The organism is Enterobacter sp. PL_is511 (assembly GCF_055816065.1).
On sequence record NZ_JBVPGP010000017.1, the window covers coordinates 85,467 to 100,531 of the forward strand.

Below are 15,065 nucleotides of genomic sequence, written 5' to 3' on the forward strand. Positions count from 1 at the left end.
TAATGAAATCAAGTGGTTAGACAATTACTTGATGACATGCGGGAATAGCTCAGTTGGTAGAGCACGACCTTGCCAAGGTCGGGGTCGCGAGTTCGAGTCTCGTTTCCCGCTCCAGATTAAAGACATACGCAGTAGCGGGTGTCAGTTTGAAAAGTTTTACGGCGCGTTAGCAAAGCGGTTATGTAGCGGATTGCAAATCCGTCTAGTCCGGTTCGACTCCGGAACGCGCCTCCACTTTCTTCCCTGGCCGGATGGTGGAATCGGTAGACACAAGGGATTTAAAATCCCTCGGCGTTCGCGCTGTGTGGGTTCAAGTCCCACTCCGGCTACCATGGGAAAACTAGAATAAAATCAATGATAAGCAGTGTCGTGTAAACCACCGAAAGGTGGTTTTTTATTGTCTATTTTTCACCATTCATCTTCGACACAAGAAGAGGGCATTACTGCCCCGCGATCATCAACCAAACGCGCACCACGCGATAAGTTACCAGCTGATTTCATCCCATCCGATGCTTTTCCGTCATCTCATTATGGTAGGAAGCAGTTAACCCTGACCCTCTAACGCCAGGCGCACCAATCGGTGGGCTTTTTGATGGAGTATGAGCAATTGAGGTCTTCAACGTTCGTCAAAAACCTTGAGTATCGCAATTCGGTATATAAAGTAACCAAGGACAATGAGAGCACCTGACGCTGCACCCCAGATAAAACGGGATTCGTCTTTTGAAAATGAAAAGAAGTAAATACAGGACAATAGGCCCGCAGAAGCAATTCCCATTCCCAACCCGCGCAAAATTCGGGATGCTATTAACTTGATAATGTCCTGAGCGTTCATAACCCACCAAAAAAGTATTTACATACTTCGTTAAATTCATGCTTGTTTACATCTGCTACGCTGCATGCGTCAAGAAAAGGTTTCAATTTTTCTTCAACAAGAAAATACAGAAGATCTAAATCACCCATACTCTTAAGTCGGTAGTAGAGTACAGGGTTCTGGTTTTCAAGCTTTCTAGCCGTATAGATAGCTCTCGATGTTTCTGCGCCAATTGTGAGAGCGCTTCCGATGACCACGCCTGCGGCGAACGAGGTCATAATGCGTGACGATACGGCAGCACCTAGTTTTACTCCGGTTAGCTCAGCGAATATGAATTTACCAGCCATTACGCCGGTAAAATTTTGTGCAATCCCCTGAATATTATCCATGTTAACTTTTGACATGAACTCTCTGATAACAGCGTTAACTATTTTTTGAGTTTCCTGAGTAACCGATATTCCTCGTTTGAACATGTTCGCCATCCTCACACGACCATCAAAATTAGCATGGCGATGAGCCGTGTCTATGAAGTCATAACCGAGGTAATACATGCTAACCGGAAAATAGAGCATTCCCTGCGCTACAGAAACCTGGAAGCCGGAATCGCCAGCACCCAGACTCTTCAGCCAGGATTTCGCGCTGTCCATTTCTAACCTTCCTTATAGTTTTAAAATCCCTCGGCGTTTGCGCTGTGTGGGTTCAAGTCCCACTCCGGCTACCATGGGAAACAAAGAATAATCAAAGCAATAAGCAGTGTCGTGAAACCACCGAATGGTGGTTTTTTTGTGCCTCCAGTTTAGCGCGAAGTGAGCGTATCTCATCGTCATCACGATCGTGCTGTGCCCGAGAATTTGCTGCCATACCAGAACGTTAAGCCTAATTCTCTAATATCAAGCCCGGAAAGCAGGGCGATTTTCAGCAAACCTGCAACCAATCTTAAACAAAGATTTCACTCGCCAGACACAGGTTGCCGCCGCTGATAAACTGGTTGGTATCCACCCTGGAGAGCGGAAGGTTATTGTCATGCAATATGAAGAACAGCAGCTTATCAACGGCCTTTTCGAGCGTCTGAAACAGGCCGGACAACAAAACAGCCAGCGGGACGCAGATGCAGAGCGTCAGATCGCCGAATTCGTCAGACAGCAGCCTGCGGCCCCCTACTATATGGCGCAATCGATTTTGATTCAGGAAGCGGCGCTGAAACGCCTGCAGGCCCGCGTTCTGGAGCTTGAAAGCGAATTAGCCGCGCAAAAAAGCAAACCCTCGACGGGCGACAGTTTCCTCGGCGGCCTGTTTGGTGGTGGGAAAAGTAACCCGCAGCCTGACAACAGCTGGAATGCCCAGCCGCAACAGCCACCGGCGCAGGATTACTCACGGGCGCCAGCGCCGGCTACTCGCGGCGGCGGTTTTATGGCTGGCGCACTCCAGACAGCCGCTGGCGTGGCCGGTGGCATCGCGCTGGCCGAGATGCTTACCAGCATGTTCCATCAGTCGCGGCCGGAAGAGATCGTGAACATTATCGAAGAACCGACAATGCCTGTCGGTGGTGAACCGTTGGTCGGTAATCAATACGGCGACGTTAATAACGTCTCTGACACCCGTTTCCTCAACCAGAACGATCCGTTCGGCAATAATAACGACACCTGGCAGAACGACGATGTAGATGACGACTATAGCAATGACGACAACAGTTTTATTTAACGACGTTATCGTGAAACCACAGAAATGAAGTGAACCCCGAAAGTTGGGTATCCAACTTTCGGGGTTTTGCGTTTCCGAGTCAAAAAAGCCTTCGAGGCTAAGCCTGAAGGCTCATAAGTCACATTCTTTTTACTGCTTTTCTTACTAACAAACCTGTAAGTACTGCCGGAAGCAATCCAAACAAAGAGGCGATATCGACTAACGTATCCTCCAGTGCTTCTATCCCGTATGTGCCGAAATGATTCATCACGGCATAAGCCCATTCGGCAGGTATCAAAATAAAAAGCCAGCGCGTGTATAAAAGAAAACTGATAAGACCGATTGCAAGGCTTAAGGTGATTTCTATAAAAGTCCTCATGTTACTGTTATTGTCCCGTAAGCTTTAAAGCTCGTGCAAGGTACTGACATCATAGTTGTTTTCATAAGAGCTTCGAACAAGTAATCAAAGTCACTCAGATGAAGAAGGGTTATACAGCCTTCGCTTAACCCTCTTGGTCCTATAGGATGGAGGCGGAAATGGCCACGCCGGACACCTTCAACAAATACTTGATCATCTATCTGCCAGTCATCTTTGTATAAGGCAAACCATTTTGAGCGATCGGTACCATAAATATTTTTCAGGGCAAAATCACTTAGTCCTCCGAGCCTGCCTCCGCTCTGTCGGTTCACGATGAAGTAACGTCCAGGCGGGATCGGCCCGATTTCTGGTTTGCTTGCCATAGTCGGATTGTTTCTGCCATAGAGTTGGCCTGAGAATGCCGGAAAGTTTCCTACCCCCGGAACGGTAAGAATAGATGACGGTAAGCCATTCAATGCATAGCGAGCAATAATCATGCTGTAACCCGAATATTCCAGCCGTCAGTAAACTGGATATTCCCGTCGCAGTGCTTCCATGTGATTTTCTCATAACGCAGTTCTATCGCCTCAAGGTGATTGTGTTTTTCCATTGAGGGATTTTTTACGTTATGCATTACAGGCGTGATCCCTACGATTTTCACATTTTCTAAAAGCATGTTGAAATACTCAACTTCCTGCCCTGCATCGTTGATACGGTACCATTTGATTTCAGCTGACTTTAGGGTCTGGCCAGTTGCTACAGCCCGGTAAAGGTAAGGCGAGGATGAATCAAACTCTTTTTCGATTGTTAGTGGGGAGTGGACGCGGGTACCGGTTAGTTTCCCCGTATTGCCATCGGTTGGAATGTGTAAACCATGGCCAAACGATAAAACCTCAATGCTACCTTCACGGTGCTGAACATCTACAGAACCTGTGATATTCGCACCTCCGTCATCTTTGAGCCATAAATATGCGGGTATAGCCATTCTGAACGCTCCTTTTCAGTGAGTTTGACGTTATTGTCAGAGACTAATAAATCAACAAACCCAGGCCTTCTCAAGGCATTGCGTGCTATACTTTTCGTGAATATCTCATTGTTATTTATATGAAATTATTTCTAATGGTTCCTTAGGTATCAAATCACACCCCGCCCAAATACGCCTTCCTCACCTCCTGATTCCCCAGCAGCTCCTCACCGCTGCCGCTCAACCGGATCTGCCCGTTAACCATTACATACCCGCGGTCAGACAGCTTCAACGCGTGGTGCGCATTCTGCTCCACCAGAAAAATGGTCATGCCGCTGCGGGCCAGCTCACGCAGCGTCTGGAAGATCTGTTTAACCACAATCGGAGCTAAGCCCAGGCTCGGTTCATCCAGCAGCAGCAGCTTCGGACGGCTCATCAGCGCCCGGGCGATCGCCAGCATCTGCTGTTCCCCGCCGGACATGGTCATCGCGCGCTGTTTACGCCGCTCTTTAAGACGAGGGAAAAGGTCAAACATGGTTTGCATATCTTCAGCGGCAAACTGGCTGCCGATGGGAATGGTCCCCATCAGCAGGTTCTCTTCAACGGTCATATCCGGGAAAATTCGTCTGCCTTCCGGCGCCTGCGCAATGCCGCCGGACGCGACGTAGTGGGTGGATTTATGGCTGATATCTTCACCGCCGAAAAGGATCTGTCCGTTGCGGATACGAGGCTGACCAAAGATGGACATCAGCAATGTCGATTTACCCGCGCCGTTTGCGCCAATCAGCGCCACGGTTTCACCCTTATTCACCTCGAGGGAGACCTGCTTCAGCGCCTGAATGACGCCGTAAAACACATCCACCTCGCGAAAAGCCAGCAGCGGTTCGCTCATAGGGTGACCTCGCTTTCGTCCGTGCCCAGATAGGCGGCAATGACCTTTTCGTCATGCTGGATCTGCTCGGGTTTTCCTCTGGCAATCACATCGCCGTGGTCGAGCACGATAATGTCATCCGAAATCTCCATCACCATCCCCATATCATGCTCAATCAGTAATACCGTGATGTCATGGTGATCCCGCAGAAAGCGAATAATGCTGCTCAGCTTATGCGTTTCAACCGGGTTCAGCCCTGCGGCGGGTTCATCCAGACAGATCATTTCTGGCCCGGTGCACATTGCCCGCGCAATTTCCAGACGCCGCTGCTGGCCGTACGACATCTCTCCCGCCAGGCGATTGGCGCACTCCACCAGATCCACCACTTCCAGCCAGTAGAAGGCTCTGTCCAGGGCGTCGCTTTCCGCCCGCCGGTAGGACGGCGTATTCAGGATCCCGGCGAGCAGATTGCGGTTCACCCGCATATGCTGCGCGACCAGCAGGTTTTCCACGACCGACATCTCGCGAAAAAGACGAATATTTTGAAACGTGCGCGCCAGCCCGGCTCGGTTGACCAGATGCGTTCCGCCAAACATTTTGTAGAACAGACGTTGCCCGAACTGCGCGGGGTTAATCCAGTCACCTGGCTGGAATTTTTGTCCAAGGACCTGAATCACGTTGGTCGTTTTATTGCGGGTGTTAAACAAAATGTTGCCGCCGGAGGCTCTGTAGAAGCCCGTCAGGCAGTTAAACACGGTTGTTTTTCCCGCCCCGTTTGGCCCAATCAGGGCGGTAATGGAGCCGCGCTGCACGTCCAGGTTGACGTCGTTTAGCGCCTTAATCCCACCAAAGTGCATCATAAGATGCTCAACGCGTAATATCGTTTCGTTCATGGTGCGACGCCCTTACGCGCGGCAAACCCGCTGCGGTTAATGCGGATCAAACCGCGTGGACGCCAGATCATCATCACCACCATCAGCATGCCAAACAGCAGGACGCGGTACTCGGCAAAACTGCGCAGCAGTTCCGGCGTGACCGTGAGCACAAAGGCGGCCAGCACCACGCCCAGCGTCGAGCCCATACCGCCCAGTACCACAATGGCGAGGATCAGTGCCGATTCAAAGAAGGTAAAGGAGGTTGGATTCACGAACCCCTGATAGGTGGCGAAAAACACCCCGGCAATGCCCGCGGTCGACGCGCCCAGCGTAAAGGCGGACAGCTTAACCAGAACATGATTTAACCCCATTGAGCGGCAGGCAATTTCGTCTTCACGCAGGGCTTCCCACGCCCGACCAATCGGCATCCGCGTCAGGCGGTGCTTGATATAGAGCACCAGCATCACCACCAGGAACAGTACCGCGTAGATAAAAATAAACTTCATGTTCGGGTTGTAGGTCAGGTGGAAAAATTCGTGGAAGGGCACGCCGCCTTCTTTCGCGCGTCGTCCAAATTCCAGACCGAAAAAGGTGGGGGGAGGGGCCGACACGCCGTTGGGTCCGCCGGTGAAGGTCAGCCAGTTGTTCAGTATCAGGCGAATAATCTCCCCGAACCCGAGGGTGACGATGGCCAGATAGTCACCGTGCATGCGCAGTACCGGGAAACCGAGCAGGGCGCCTGCAGCGGCGGCCATGATTGCCGCCAGCGGCAGCATACTCCAGAAGCCTAAGCCGAGATACTGGTACCCCAGCGCCAGACCGTACGCCCCAATCGCGTAGAACGCGACATATCCCAGATCCAGCAGACCGGCCAGGCCCACGACGATGTTCAGCCCCAGACCGAGAAGCACGTAGATCAGCCCGAGAATGGCGACGGTCAGCACATATTTAGTGGCGACAAACGGAAAGCAAATCGCAAGGGTAATCACCAGAGGAATAATCCAGCGCATGCGGCTTTTGTATTCCGGTGGCCTGACATATACACCCGCGCTGTCGGCCTCGAAGCGCGCCTGGAAACGGGCCCCCGGGGCGGTACCTAAAAAGGCGCTCAACAGAAAGCGTCCGAACATGACGATGCCAACCATCCAGGCCAGTCGCTGCCCGGCGAAGTTAAAGCTGTACCCGTCCAGCACCACGCCCGCGATGGGGCCGAAGATAATCAGCGCAATCAGCCCGGAAAAAATCGCTTCCAGAATGCAGCGTTTAAGTGAAAAACCGTGTGATGTCATCATTCTCTCCCTCACACTTTGGCCACAATCGGGCGTCCAAGCAGGCCCTGAGGACGGAAAATAAGGATCATGACCAGCAGGCCGAACGAGAAGACATCTTTATAGTCCGAGTTCACCATGCCCGAGAACTGCGCTTCCGCCACGCCCAGGATAAGGCCACCGAGCATCGCGCCGGGAAGGGAGCCGATGCCGCCGAGTACTGCTGCAGTAAAGGCTTTAATGCCGATCACGAACCCGACGTAGAAATCAAAGGTGCCGTAATTCATGGTGATCAACACCCCCGCCAGACCGGCCATCGCCGCGCCGATGACAAAGACCAGCGAAATAATCCGGTCGGTGTTAATGCCCAGAATGGAGGCCATCTTACGATCCTGCTGGACCGCACGGCACATCCGCCCCAGCCGGGTACGGTTGATTATCCAGGTGAGCACCAGCATGCCGGCAAACGAGGCAACCAGGATAAACACTTTGGTGTAGGTTATCTGCACGAACCCTTCGCCCAGATGCAGGCGAATGACGCCGTCCAGCATGGTCGGTACCCCTTGCTGGCGCGGGCCCTGGCTCAGCTGCGCGTAGTTTTGCAGGATAAGCGACATCCCGATGGCGGAGATCAGCGGCGCCAGGCGCGTGGAGTTGCGCAGCGGCTTGTAGGCGATACGCTCGATAGTCCAGCCGTACACCCCGGTGACCACAATGGTGAACACCAGCGTGCCGAGGATCAGCAGCGGGAAGGACTGCAGGCCGAAGAACGAGAGCAGCGCCAGGCCAATGGCGCAAAGATAGGCGGAAATCATATACACTTCGCCGTGGGCGAAATTGATCATCCCGATAATGCCGTACACCATGGTGTAGCCGATGGCGATCAGGCCGTAGACGGAACCCAGCGTTAAGCCATTGATTAACTGTTGCAGGAAGAATGTACTCATCTTAGCGCGCTCGTTTTATAGGCTGCGCGAGCCGCGCAGCCTGATGTTTATTACGCGCCGACGGGCAGGCCCGCCGACGTTGAGCGTGACTCCGTCCCGTTACTGCACTTCCTTATATTTTCCTTTGTCGTCCCACTGGTAAACCACGTAGTCAGACACTTTCAGATCGCCTTTGCTGTCCCAGGCTTTTTTGCCCATCACCGTGTCTACGGAATTGGCCTTCAGCCACTCGCTGGCTTTGGCGGAGTCCTTGCCGCCGGTGGCCTTGAAGGCCGCGGCAATGGCCTGTACGGAGGCATAGGAGTAGAGGGTGTAACCTTCCGGCTCGAATTTACCGGCGCGGAATTTCTCTATAACCGCTTTGCCGTCCGGAATCAGGCGCGGGTCTTTACCGAAGGTCATGTAAATGCCATTGGTGTACTGCGGGCCGCCCGCGGCGGTCACCATCTCCTCGTTGACAATACAGTCCCCGGAGAAGAATTTTGCCTGTACGCCCTGCTCACGCATCTGGCGAACCAGCGGGCCGGCTTCCGGGTGACAGCCACCGAAGAACACGACGTCCGGTTTTTGCGCGCCGATCTTGGTGACCAGCGCGTTAAAGTCTTTTTCACCGCGGGATAACCCCTCGTACATCACATCCTGAACCCCGCGTTTCGCCAGCGCCGCTTTGGTGGCGTCAGCCAGACCCTGACCATAGGTGTCTTTGTCGTGAATGATCACCACACGTTTGGCTTTCAGCTTGTCGATGATGAAGTCGCTGGCAACCTGACCCTGCTGGTCGTCGCGGCCGCACATGCGGAACATATCGCTCATGCCGCGTTCGGTGATCAGCGGGTTAGTTGAGCCGGGGGTAATCGCAATAATGCCTGCGTCGCTATACACCTCGGATGCGGGCATGGTGGAAGAGGAGCAGAAATGGCCGACCACGGCGTTGACTTTATCCTGGTCAACTAAACGGTTGGCGACGGCCACGGCCTGCTTGGGCTCGCAGGCATCATCCCCCTGAACCAGTTTGATTTTCTCACCGTTAATGCCGCCTGCGGCATTAATGTCTTCAGCGGCCTGCGTTGCGCCGTGCCAGTACTGATCGCCATAGGTGGCGTTCGGACCCGTGAACGGCCCGGCCACGCCAATCACAATATCTGCCCGGGCGGAAAACGCCGTCACCAGGCAACCGGCCAACACAAGAGAAAGAGGAGTTCTGATAAATTTCAGCGACATTATTATGTTCCTTAGCAAAGAGGTTTTTGCACCACGGCGTAAACCCGAACGCCCGACGGCGCAGCCAATCCGAAACACGAGCAAGAACAAAATGCACTAAACGAACAAGATACAGACGGCATCCTGCATATTACGGCGAGATTTCCCTGCGCAGGGACGCGCGAAGAACGTTAAGCAAAAACGTTGCCAGAATGGTTAACCCATTGACGAGCATGCGACATGTTTGAGTATAGAGCGCCGCGTTATGCCGCCTTGCGGGAGGAGAAGAAATTACAGCGGAGATCACATATCGTTAACAATAAAGCCCATAAGTTGTGCAAAGCTCACGGTTTGCACGTTTTTGCAGCAATAAAGACCTAAACTTCAGCCCGGAGAAGGGTGAGATATGTGTTAGGATCGTTTCCTTTTTTGCAGGAGTATCAGCGATGACTGAAGGCCCATTGAATGAAAGCGAAATGGCGTGGCTTGAAGAGACGTTAATGTCTTACGGTCATGATGACGCGTCCGTAATTGACGTGTCCGAACTGGACGGCATGCTTACCGCAGTGCTTTCCGGTCCTGTTGTCGTTGAGCCAGATGCCTGGCTGGTGGCGGTTTGGGGTGGCGAGAAGTACATTCCGCGCTGGAAAAACGATCGTGAGATGAACCGTTTTATCGATCTCTGCTTTAAGCACATGAACGATATTGCCGAGCGCCTGAGTGAATACCCGGATCAGTTCGAACCGATGTTTGGCTATAACGACGTTGACGGTGAGAGTTATACCGTGGTGGAAGAGTGGTGCTACGGCTACATGCGCGGCGTGGCGCTGACGGACTGGTCTGCCTTGCCGGAAGCCCTGAAGGCCGATCTTGAGGTGATTGCGCTGCACGGTACGGAAGAGAATAGCGACAAGCTGGATGAACTGTCCGAAGAGGAGTACATCGCCAGCATCGAGAGCATCCAGCCTGCGGCACTGCGTTTATATCAATACTGGGTAAACAACCCGCAGCAGCCGGAAGCGAAGAAGCCGATTGTGAACGGCACAAAGGTCGGGCGTAACGATCCGTGTCCTTGCGGCAGCGGGAAGAAGTTTAAGAGCTGCTGTTTGCACTGATAAAAAAGGGGCTGATGACAGCCCCTTTTTTTATTTAACCCACTTCCGGCAGCATCCCGGCTGCAATCAACACCTGCACCAGAATAATCACCACCCCGCAGCCAAACACAACGCACAGCAGCGGTTTTCCGCCCGCCACGCGATACCCTTGCTGAGGATGCTGCTGACGGCTTTTCCATGCCAGCAGGGAAGGGAGGAGGAGGGCAAGGATCGACAGCGCTACCCCTGCGTACCCCAGCGCCATCACAAATCCGCGCGGATAAAACAGCGCGAACGCCAGCGGCGGCAGGAAGGTGATTGCGCCCGTCTGTAACCGTCCGGCCGCGGTATTGCGGCGCTGGAACAGATCGGCCAGATAATCAAACAGGCCGAGCGCCACGCCCAGGAACGAGGTTGCCAGCGCCAGGTCGGCAAACAGGTGTACCGCCAGCTCCACGTGTGGGGAGGTGACGACCTCGCGCAGTGCCAGCAGAAAACCGTTCAGGCCAGCGTGTTGCGCCATCAGCCCAATAAAGGTTGAAGAGTCAATGCTGCCCAGCGTCACCAGCTGCCAGAAAATATAGGCAATCAGCGGGATCGCGCTGCCGATAATAAAGACGCGGCGCAGTTTTCGGATATCGCCGTTCATATAGCTGACGATGCTCGGCACGCTGCCGTGGAAGCCAAACGAGGTGAAAATGACCGGGATCGCGGAGAGCGCCAGCCCTTTTTCCAGCGGCAACGTCAGCAGGTTAACCTTGTGCACGTGCGGCGCCAGCAGCACCAGCATGACAATCAGGAAGAGAATTTTAGCGCTGAACAGAAAACGGTTAAACAGATCGACCAGCGATGTGCCCACGCAGACCACGCCGCCGCCGATGAGCGCAAAGAAGATGGCGCCCGTCGCAGGGGTAATGTCAGAGCCAAACCAGTCGTTGACGCTGGAGGCGATGAGCTCCCCGGCACCGCTGATATAGGCGGCGGTCAGGGCGTACATCAGGAACATCATGCTAAAGCCGGTTATCCACTGGCCGTAGCGTCCGAGATAGCGCGCCGCAAGCGAACCCAGACCGGTGTCGGCGGGTACGTGCTGGTAAACCTCAAGCAGCAACAGTGCGGTGTAACACATCAGCGCCCAGAGCGTTCCCAGCAGCAGCAGGGTCATGCCAAATCCCACGCCCGCGGCTGCCAGAGGCATTGCCAGCATTCCTGCGCCAATTGTCGTTCCGGCGACGATAAAAATACTTCCCAGAGTTCTGTTTTTCACGCTTTCCTCTACAACGCTTCTTAACCGCGACAAAATCTGCGGCGCAGAGTAAGGGAAAAGCCGTTACTCGTCAAATCACCGTTACAAGTGGTGTAAAAAATTATTTACGTATTAATGACCCAGGCCTATACCTACCTCATAAGGGCAATACTGCTGCGCGATATTCCGGCGTAACGTAAACAATAAATACAAATTATCAAATTAAGTGAGGGTCTTATGGCAGGGGAGAATCCCTTTACCGCGGCATGGAGCCGGGGAGGTAACCTGTTGTGCCATGGTCACTGGATAATCAGCTGGCAGAATCAGCCCCTGAACCTTCCCGAGTCCCGTCGCGAAAAGGATATGGGCACCTGGGCTATCTATTCGGTTATTGATCCTGAAGATGAAACCTTTGCACAAGGCTTACAGGAAGATGAGTGGATCATCGAGAATGTCGACTGGTTAACGGATCTGTTTTTCGAGGTCGGTATTCCGCTGGAGACGTCCAGCTACCGCTATTTTTACCAGGCCGTGAATCCCCATGACTGGCGTTGCACCAGCTGTGCGGGGTGTATGTAAATTAACGCGGTGCCGGAAACCGGCACCGCGCTGAAATTAATTCTGCGTATCAAGAGTGGAGAGTTCTTTATCAATAAAGTAAAGGCCTTCGCCGGATTTCCCCACCAGAGATAATTTATCCAGCACGGATTTAAACAGCTTCTCTTCTTCGTGTTGCTCAGCGACGTACCACTGCAGGAAATTAAAGGTTGGATAATCCTGGCTGGTCATCGCGGCATGAACCAGTTCGTTAATTTTCTGCGTGATAAGCTGCTCGTGCTCGTAGGTGGCGCGGAACAGTTCATCAAGAGAATTATACTCAGCGAACGGTGATGCCACGGTTTCAATGCGCGGCAGGCTGCCCGTATCTGTCAGATAATCAAACAGACGCTGCATGTGGGTCATCTCTTCCTGAGCGTGACGACGCAGAAACGCGGCAGCGCCCTCGAAACTATGGTAGCTGCACCAGGCGCTCATCTGCTGGTAGAGCAGGGATGAAAAAAGCTCAAGGTTCATTTGTGCGTTGAGCTTGTCGATCATTTCAGTTTTCAGCATGGTGACGCTCCGGATTATTATTTCTGGTTCACAATGAGCGACACTATAATTTGTTATTTAATTATTTGCAAAACGTAAAATCTTTATTTTATTTATTTAAAATACGAATGGGAATAAAACGCATTGGCGATTTTTATAACTTATTAATGAGAATTATTTTTGTTCGTAATGAAATAAACTGCCAGCATGCGCTGGCAGCTTCGATTAATACCACGGATTAGTTGACTTAGGATTAACGGCGTAACCCATACATTTATACTGGATGGTCACGCTCTCGTTCAGGCACAAAGAGCCGCTGGTCAGAGTGCAGGTTTTAATGGGCTGACCATAGGCTGAGGCAGTGGCATAACCCATGCTCTGACACGCTTTTGCCGCCGTGCCGTTATTCACATACTCATCGGAATACGCATTTTGCAGCGCAGCCTGGCCGTAGTCGAGGCGGACGATGCCGTTCGGCGCGTCGAGGCTGCTGACTTCAGCCTGGCGGTTAATGGTACATCCCGCGAGCAGCAGGATTGTACCGGCTACAATGACTCTTTTCATGATTCGCTCTGAGTGGATGGAAATACGTTATCGTACCCGCAGATGCCCGCTGCAATGGCTGGAATAGCCGGACAATCTGCCCTCACTCTTCGCAACGGGTCCGCGGTGAGCGCTTTCAGGCCATGCCCTGATATAAATGTGATGCGCATCACAAAAGTGTTGATTTTTGTGATGGTGGTCATATTATAGGCACGTTGATAATAAAGTTGTATAACAAGTTAATGGAGCATCATCGTGAAACTGCGCAAAATCCTGAAAAGTATGTGGGCCAATTACTGCCGCACCTTCAAAGACGTGCCGCCGGGCGCCATGTTCTGATAAAAAAACCTGCTTCGGCGGGTTTTTTTATACCTGCAGGCGATGAAGGGAAGATGCCAGGGGTGTGTTTTGCTACTATGGCGGCCTTTAAATAAGGAGAAAACCCCATGTCACAAAACCTGAGCGCCGATCAGGAACTGGTCTCTGACGTTGTCGCCTGTCAGCTGGTTATCAAACAAATCCTTGATGTTCTTGACGTGATTGCGCCGGTTGAAGTGCGCGAGAAGATGTCTACGCAGCTGAAAAACATCGATTTCGCCAGCCATCCCGCTGCCGCCGATCCGGTTACGCTTCGTGCGATCCAGAAAGCCATCGCGCTGATTGAACTGCGATTCACGCCGCAGGGTGAATCCCACTAAAACCGGGAAATGGGCGACGGCATGTGTCGCCCCTTGATACTGTCAGAAGAACGTCTGGACCAGCAGGTAGCTCGCCGCGCACGCGCAGCTTACCCCAATCAGCCCAGGCAGAATAAAGCTGTGGTTGATGATAAATTTGCCGATGCGGGTGGTGCCTGAACGGTCAAAGCCGATGCAGGCCAAATCACTTGGGTAGGTCGGCAGGACGAAATAGCCGTATGACGCAGGGAAAAAGGCGATCAGCATTTTCGGGTCGATGCCGAGCATGAGGCCCATAGGCGCAACGGCCGTCAGCGCAGCCGCCTGGCTGTTCACCAGTTTTGACACCAGAAACAGCACAATAGCATACGTCCACGGGTGGCTTTTCACGACGCCTTCCAGCGCCAGCTTTAACTCGTCGAGATGCGCCTGGAAAAAGGTATCGCTCATCCACGCCACGCCGAACACCGAGAAGATCGCGACCATACCGGCCTTAAACACCGCGCCGTTGGAAATCGCCGACGCGTTGACCTTACAGGCCATTAGCATCACGGCCCCTGCAATTAACATCATCATCTGAATAACAAGGTTCATCGACAGCGCCGTCATTTTGCCTTTCAGCTCAAAGGCGGGGCGCAGCTCAGGGAACGCACCCAGCAAAACGACCACGGCAATACCGGCAAAGAAAATCCACGTGGACCAGTAGGCCTGTTTAGGGAAACGCTGATTCATTAACGTCTCCGTTCCACCGTAGATAAACTCGCGCTGCTTAGGATCTTTCAGCTTTTCCTGAAACTCCATGTCATCCGCCAAATCTTTTCCGCGGCGTAAACTCCACAGGGCAGCAATAGCTACGCCGAAAAGTGAAGCGGGAACCGACACGGCGAGAATTTCCAGGATCCCCCACGCGTGGCCGATACCATGCTGGGCCGCCAGGATAGACACCAGCGACACCACGGCAACGGACACGGGGGAGGCGGTAATCGCCATCTGCGACGCGACCGATGCCACGGCCATGGGGCGCTCGGGGCGGATCCCTTTTTTCAGGGCGATATCCGCAATGATGGGGAACATGGTATAGACCACATGCCCGGTGCCGCACAGAAAGGTCAGCATCCAGGTGGTGAATGGGGCGAGCAGGGTGATGTGCTGTGGGTGTTTGCGCAGCAGACGTTCAGCAAACTGCATCATGACGTTGAGGCCACCCGCAGTCTGCAGCGTAGCGGCACAACCAATCACCGCGAGGATGGTCAGCATAACGTCTACCGGCGGCTTACCCGGTTGCAGACCAAAGACAAAACATAAAATAAAAAGACCAATACCGCTAATTAACCCGAGCCCCATACCGCCGAAACGCGTACCCGTCAGCAGGCAGAGGAGAATGACAACAAACTCAATGGTGATCATGATGCTCCCTCGTCAATGATTATGTAACTAAA

18 protein-coding genes, 3 tRNA genes and 1 pseudogene are annotated in these 15,065 nt (G+C 52.9%); 8 read left to right on the forward strand and 14 right to left on the reverse strand.

Annotated features, from left to right (window positions below; translation table 11 throughout):
- The first annotated feature begins 38 nt into the window (after positions 1–38).
- From AC0TN7_RS04165 to AC0TN7_RS04175, 3 genes are all read left to right on the forward strand, one after another.
- Positions 39–114: transfer RNA gene (locus AC0TN7_RS04165), tRNA-Gly, on the forward strand.
- A gap of 46 nt (positions 115–160) precedes the next feature.
- Positions 161–234: transfer RNA gene (locus tag AC0TN7_RS04170), tRNA-Cys, on the forward strand.
- 11 nt (positions 235–245) lie between these two features.
- Positions 246–332, forward strand: a tRNA-Leu gene (locus AC0TN7_RS04175).
- A 496-nt stretch (positions 333–828) separates the two neighbouring features.
- On the opposite strand, the gene AC0TN7_RS04180 is transcribed toward AC0TN7_RS04175, so the two are convergent.
- Together AC0TN7_RS04180 and AC0TN7_RS04185 are read right to left on the reverse strand one after the other, a co-directional pair.
- Positions 829–1,458, reverse strand: a complete 630-nt coding sequence (locus AC0TN7_RS04180) for a hypothetical protein (RefSeq protein WP_232473024.1) — start codon at positions 1,456–1,458, stop codon at positions 829–831.
- A gap of 12 nt (positions 1,459–1,470) precedes the next feature.
- Positions 1,471–1,683 (reverse strand): annotated as a pseudogene (locus AC0TN7_RS04185) (hypothetical protein); the annotation flags it as partial.
- 151 nt (positions 1,684–1,834) lie between these two features.
- Between AC0TN7_RS04185 and AC0TN7_RS04190 the strand changes: the two are divergent.
- A complete protein-coding gene (locus AC0TN7_RS04190) occupies positions 1,835–2,512 on the forward strand; it encodes a DUF2076 domain-containing protein (protein WP_473701863.1) in 678 nt (225 codons plus the stop codon).
- 118 nt (positions 2,513–2,630) lie between these two features.
- Here the strand turns inward: AC0TN7_RS04190 and AC0TN7_RS04195 are convergent, their stop codons facing one another.
- From AC0TN7_RS04195 to AC0TN7_RS04230, 8 genes are all read right to left on the reverse strand, one after another.
- A complete protein-coding gene (locus AC0TN7_RS04195) occupies positions 2,631–2,870 on the reverse strand; it encodes a hypothetical protein (protein WP_024909775.1) in 240 nt (79 codons plus the stop codon).
- Positions 2,867–3,346, reverse strand: a complete 480-nt coding sequence (locus AC0TN7_RS04200) for a DUF2778 domain-containing protein (RefSeq protein ID WP_267217016.1) — start codon at positions 3,344–3,346, stop codon at positions 2,867–2,869. The genes AC0TN7_RS04195 and AC0TN7_RS04200 overlap by 4 nt, the downstream gene beginning before the upstream one ends.
- Positions 3,343–3,834 (reverse strand): Hcp family type VI secretion system effector, encoded by a 492-nt coding sequence (locus tag AC0TN7_RS04205; RefSeq protein WP_024909777.1) that lies wholly within the window; start codon positions 3,832–3,834, stop codon positions 3,343–3,345. Before AC0TN7_RS04205 ends, AC0TN7_RS04200 begins: the two co-directional genes overlap by 4 nt.
- Positions 3,835–3,988: 154 nt before the next feature.
- Positions 3,989–4,705 (reverse strand): ABC transporter ATP-binding protein, encoded by a 717-nt coding sequence (locus tag AC0TN7_RS04210; RefSeq protein WP_032646253.1) that lies wholly within the window; start codon positions 4,703–4,705, stop codon positions 3,989–3,991.
- Entirely contained in the window at positions 4,702–5,577 is an 876-nt protein-coding gene (locus AC0TN7_RS04215; RefSeq protein ID WP_032646252.1) for an ABC transporter ATP-binding protein, read from the reverse strand. Before AC0TN7_RS04215 ends, AC0TN7_RS04210 begins: the two co-directional genes overlap by 4 nt.
- A complete protein-coding gene (gene livM, locus AC0TN7_RS04220) occupies positions 5,574–6,848 on the reverse strand; it encodes a high-affinity branched-chain amino acid ABC transporter permease LivM (RefSeq protein ID WP_473701886.1) in 1,275 nt (424 codons plus the stop codon). The genes AC0TN7_RS04215 and livM overlap by 4 nt, the downstream gene beginning before the upstream one ends.
- Before the next feature lie 11 nt (positions 6,849–6,859).
- Positions 6,860–7,774 (reverse strand): ABC transporter permease subunit, encoded by a 915-nt coding sequence (locus tag AC0TN7_RS04225; protein WP_032646250.1) that lies wholly within the window; start codon positions 7,772–7,774, stop codon positions 6,860–6,862.
- 99 nt (positions 7,775–7,873) lie between these two features.
- Positions 7,874–8,995 carry a branched-chain amino acid ABC transporter substrate-binding protein gene (locus AC0TN7_RS04230; RefSeq protein ID WP_023312277.1) on the reverse strand — a complete coding sequence of 374 codons (1,122 nt, stop codon included), beginning with the start codon at positions 8,993–8,995 and terminating at the stop codon, positions 7,874–7,876.
- A 425-nt stretch (positions 8,996–9,420) separates the two neighbouring features.
- Between AC0TN7_RS04230 and AC0TN7_RS04235 the strand changes: the two genes are divergently transcribed.
- Entirely contained in the window at positions 9,421–10,089 is a 669-nt protein-coding gene (locus tag AC0TN7_RS04235) for a YecA/YgfB family protein (protein WP_024909782.1), read from the forward strand.
- A 34-nt stretch (positions 10,090–10,123) separates the two neighbouring features.
- On the opposite strand, the gene tyrP is transcribed toward AC0TN7_RS04235, so the two are convergent.
- Positions 10,124–11,335 (reverse strand): tyrosine transporter TyrP, encoded by a 1,212-nt coding sequence (gene tyrP, locus AC0TN7_RS04240; RefSeq protein ID WP_463727164.1) that lies wholly within the window; start codon positions 11,333–11,335, stop codon positions 10,124–10,126.
- Between the two features lie 216 nt (positions 11,336–11,551).
- Between tyrP and AC0TN7_RS04245 the strand changes: the two genes are divergently transcribed.
- Entirely contained in the window at positions 11,552–11,893 is a 342-nt protein-coding gene (locus tag AC0TN7_RS04245) for a hypothetical protein (protein ID WP_032646247.1), read from the forward strand.
- A gap of 36 nt (positions 11,894–11,929) precedes the next feature.
- Here the strand turns inward: AC0TN7_RS04245 and ftnA are convergent, their stop codons facing one another.
- Together ftnA and yecR are read right to left on the reverse strand one after the other, a co-directional pair.
- The gene (gene ftnA, locus AC0TN7_RS04250) at positions 11,930–12,427 is read right to left on the reverse strand and encodes a non-heme ferritin (RefSeq protein WP_014884366.1); all 498 of its coding nucleotides are present in this window, start codon (positions 12,425–12,427) and stop codon (positions 11,930–11,932) included.
- 204 nt (positions 12,428–12,631) lie between these two features.
- Complete coding sequence (yecR, locus tag AC0TN7_RS04255; protein ID WP_024909785.1) at positions 12,632–12,970, reverse strand: YecR family lipoprotein; 339 nt, start codon at positions 12,968–12,970, stop codon at positions 12,632–12,634.
- Between the two features lie 234 nt (positions 12,971–13,204).
- On the opposite strand from yecR, the gene azuC reads away from it, so the two are divergent.
- Together azuC and AC0TN7_RS04265 are read left to right on the forward strand one after the other, a co-directional pair.
- A complete protein-coding gene (azuC, locus tag AC0TN7_RS04260; RefSeq protein ID WP_014884364.1) occupies positions 13,205–13,288 on the forward strand; it encodes a stress response protein AzuC in 84 nt (27 codons plus the stop codon).
- A gap of 107 nt (positions 13,289–13,395) precedes the next feature.
- On the forward strand, positions 13,396–13,647 hold the full coding sequence (locus tag AC0TN7_RS04265; RefSeq protein WP_008500405.1) for a DUF2766 family protein: 252 nt from the start codon (positions 13,396–13,398) through the stop codon (positions 13,645–13,647).
- 42 nt (positions 13,648–13,689) lie between these two features.
- On the opposite strand, the gene AC0TN7_RS04270 is transcribed toward AC0TN7_RS04265, so the two are convergent.
- Complete coding sequence (locus tag AC0TN7_RS04270; protein WP_008500406.1) at positions 13,690–15,033, reverse strand: anaerobic C4-dicarboxylate transporter; 1,344 nt, start codon at positions 15,031–15,033, stop codon at positions 13,690–13,692.
- Between the last annotated feature and the right edge of the window lie 32 nt (positions 15,034–15,065).

Bases quoted from the DNA above. Each gene is read 5' to 3' on its own strand.
- AC0TN7_RS04180 (WP_232473024.1), bottom strand. From the start codon at position 1,458: ATGGACAGCGCGAAATCCTGGCTGAAGAGTCTGGGTGCTGGCGATTCC.
- AC0TN7_RS04190 (WP_473701863.1), top strand. From the start codon at position 1,835: ATGCAATATGAAGAACAGCAGCTTATCAACGGCCTTTTCGAGCGTCTG.
- AC0TN7_RS04195 (WP_024909775.1), bottom strand. From the start codon at position 2,870: ATGAGGACTTTTATAGAAATCACCTTAAGCCTTGCAATCGGTCTTATC.
- AC0TN7_RS04200 (WP_267217016.1), bottom strand. From the start codon at position 3,346: ATGATTATTGCTCGCTATGCATTGAATGGCTTACCGTCATCTATTCTT.
- AC0TN7_RS04205 (WP_024909777.1), bottom strand. From the start codon at position 3,834: ATGGCTATACCCGCATATTTATGGCTCAAAGATGACGGAGGTGCGAAT.
- AC0TN7_RS04210 (WP_032646253.1), bottom strand. From the start codon at position 4,705: ATGAGCGAACCGCTGCTGGCTTTTCGCGAGGTGGATGTGTTTTACGGC.
- AC0TN7_RS04215 (WP_032646252.1), bottom strand. From the start codon at position 5,577: ATGAACGAAACGATATTACGCGTTGAGCATCTTATGATGCACTTTGGT.
- livM (WP_473701886.1), bottom strand. From the start codon at position 6,848: ATGACATCACACGGTTTTTCACTTAAACGCTGCATTCTGGAAGCGATT.
- AC0TN7_RS04225 (WP_032646250.1), bottom strand. From the start codon at position 7,774: ATGAGTACATTCTTCCTGCAACAGTTAATCAATGGCTTAACGCTGGGT.
- AC0TN7_RS04230 (WP_023312277.1), bottom strand. From the start codon at position 8,995: ATGTCGCTGAAATTTATCAGAACTCCTCTTTCTCTTGTGTTGGCCGGT.
- AC0TN7_RS04235 (WP_024909782.1), top strand. From the start codon at position 9,421: ATGACTGAAGGCCCATTGAATGAAAGCGAAATGGCGTGGCTTGAAGAG.
- AC0TN7_RS04245 (WP_032646247.1), top strand. From the start codon at position 11,552: ATGGCAGGGGAGAATCCCTTTACCGCGGCATGGAGCCGGGGAGGTAAC.
- ftnA (WP_014884366.1), bottom strand. From the start codon at position 12,427: ATGCTGAAAACTGAAATGATCGACAAGCTCAACGCACAAATGAACCTT.
- yecR (WP_024909785.1), bottom strand. From the start codon at position 12,970: ATGAAAAGAGTCATTGTAGCCGGTACAATCCTGCTGCTCGCGGGATGT.
- AC0TN7_RS04265 (WP_008500405.1), top strand. From the start codon at position 13,396: ATGTCACAAAACCTGAGCGCCGATCAGGAACTGGTCTCTGACGTTGTC.
- AC0TN7_RS04270 (WP_008500406.1), bottom strand. From the start codon at position 15,033: ATGATCACCATTGAGTTTGTTGTCATTCTCCTCTGCCTGCTGACGGGT.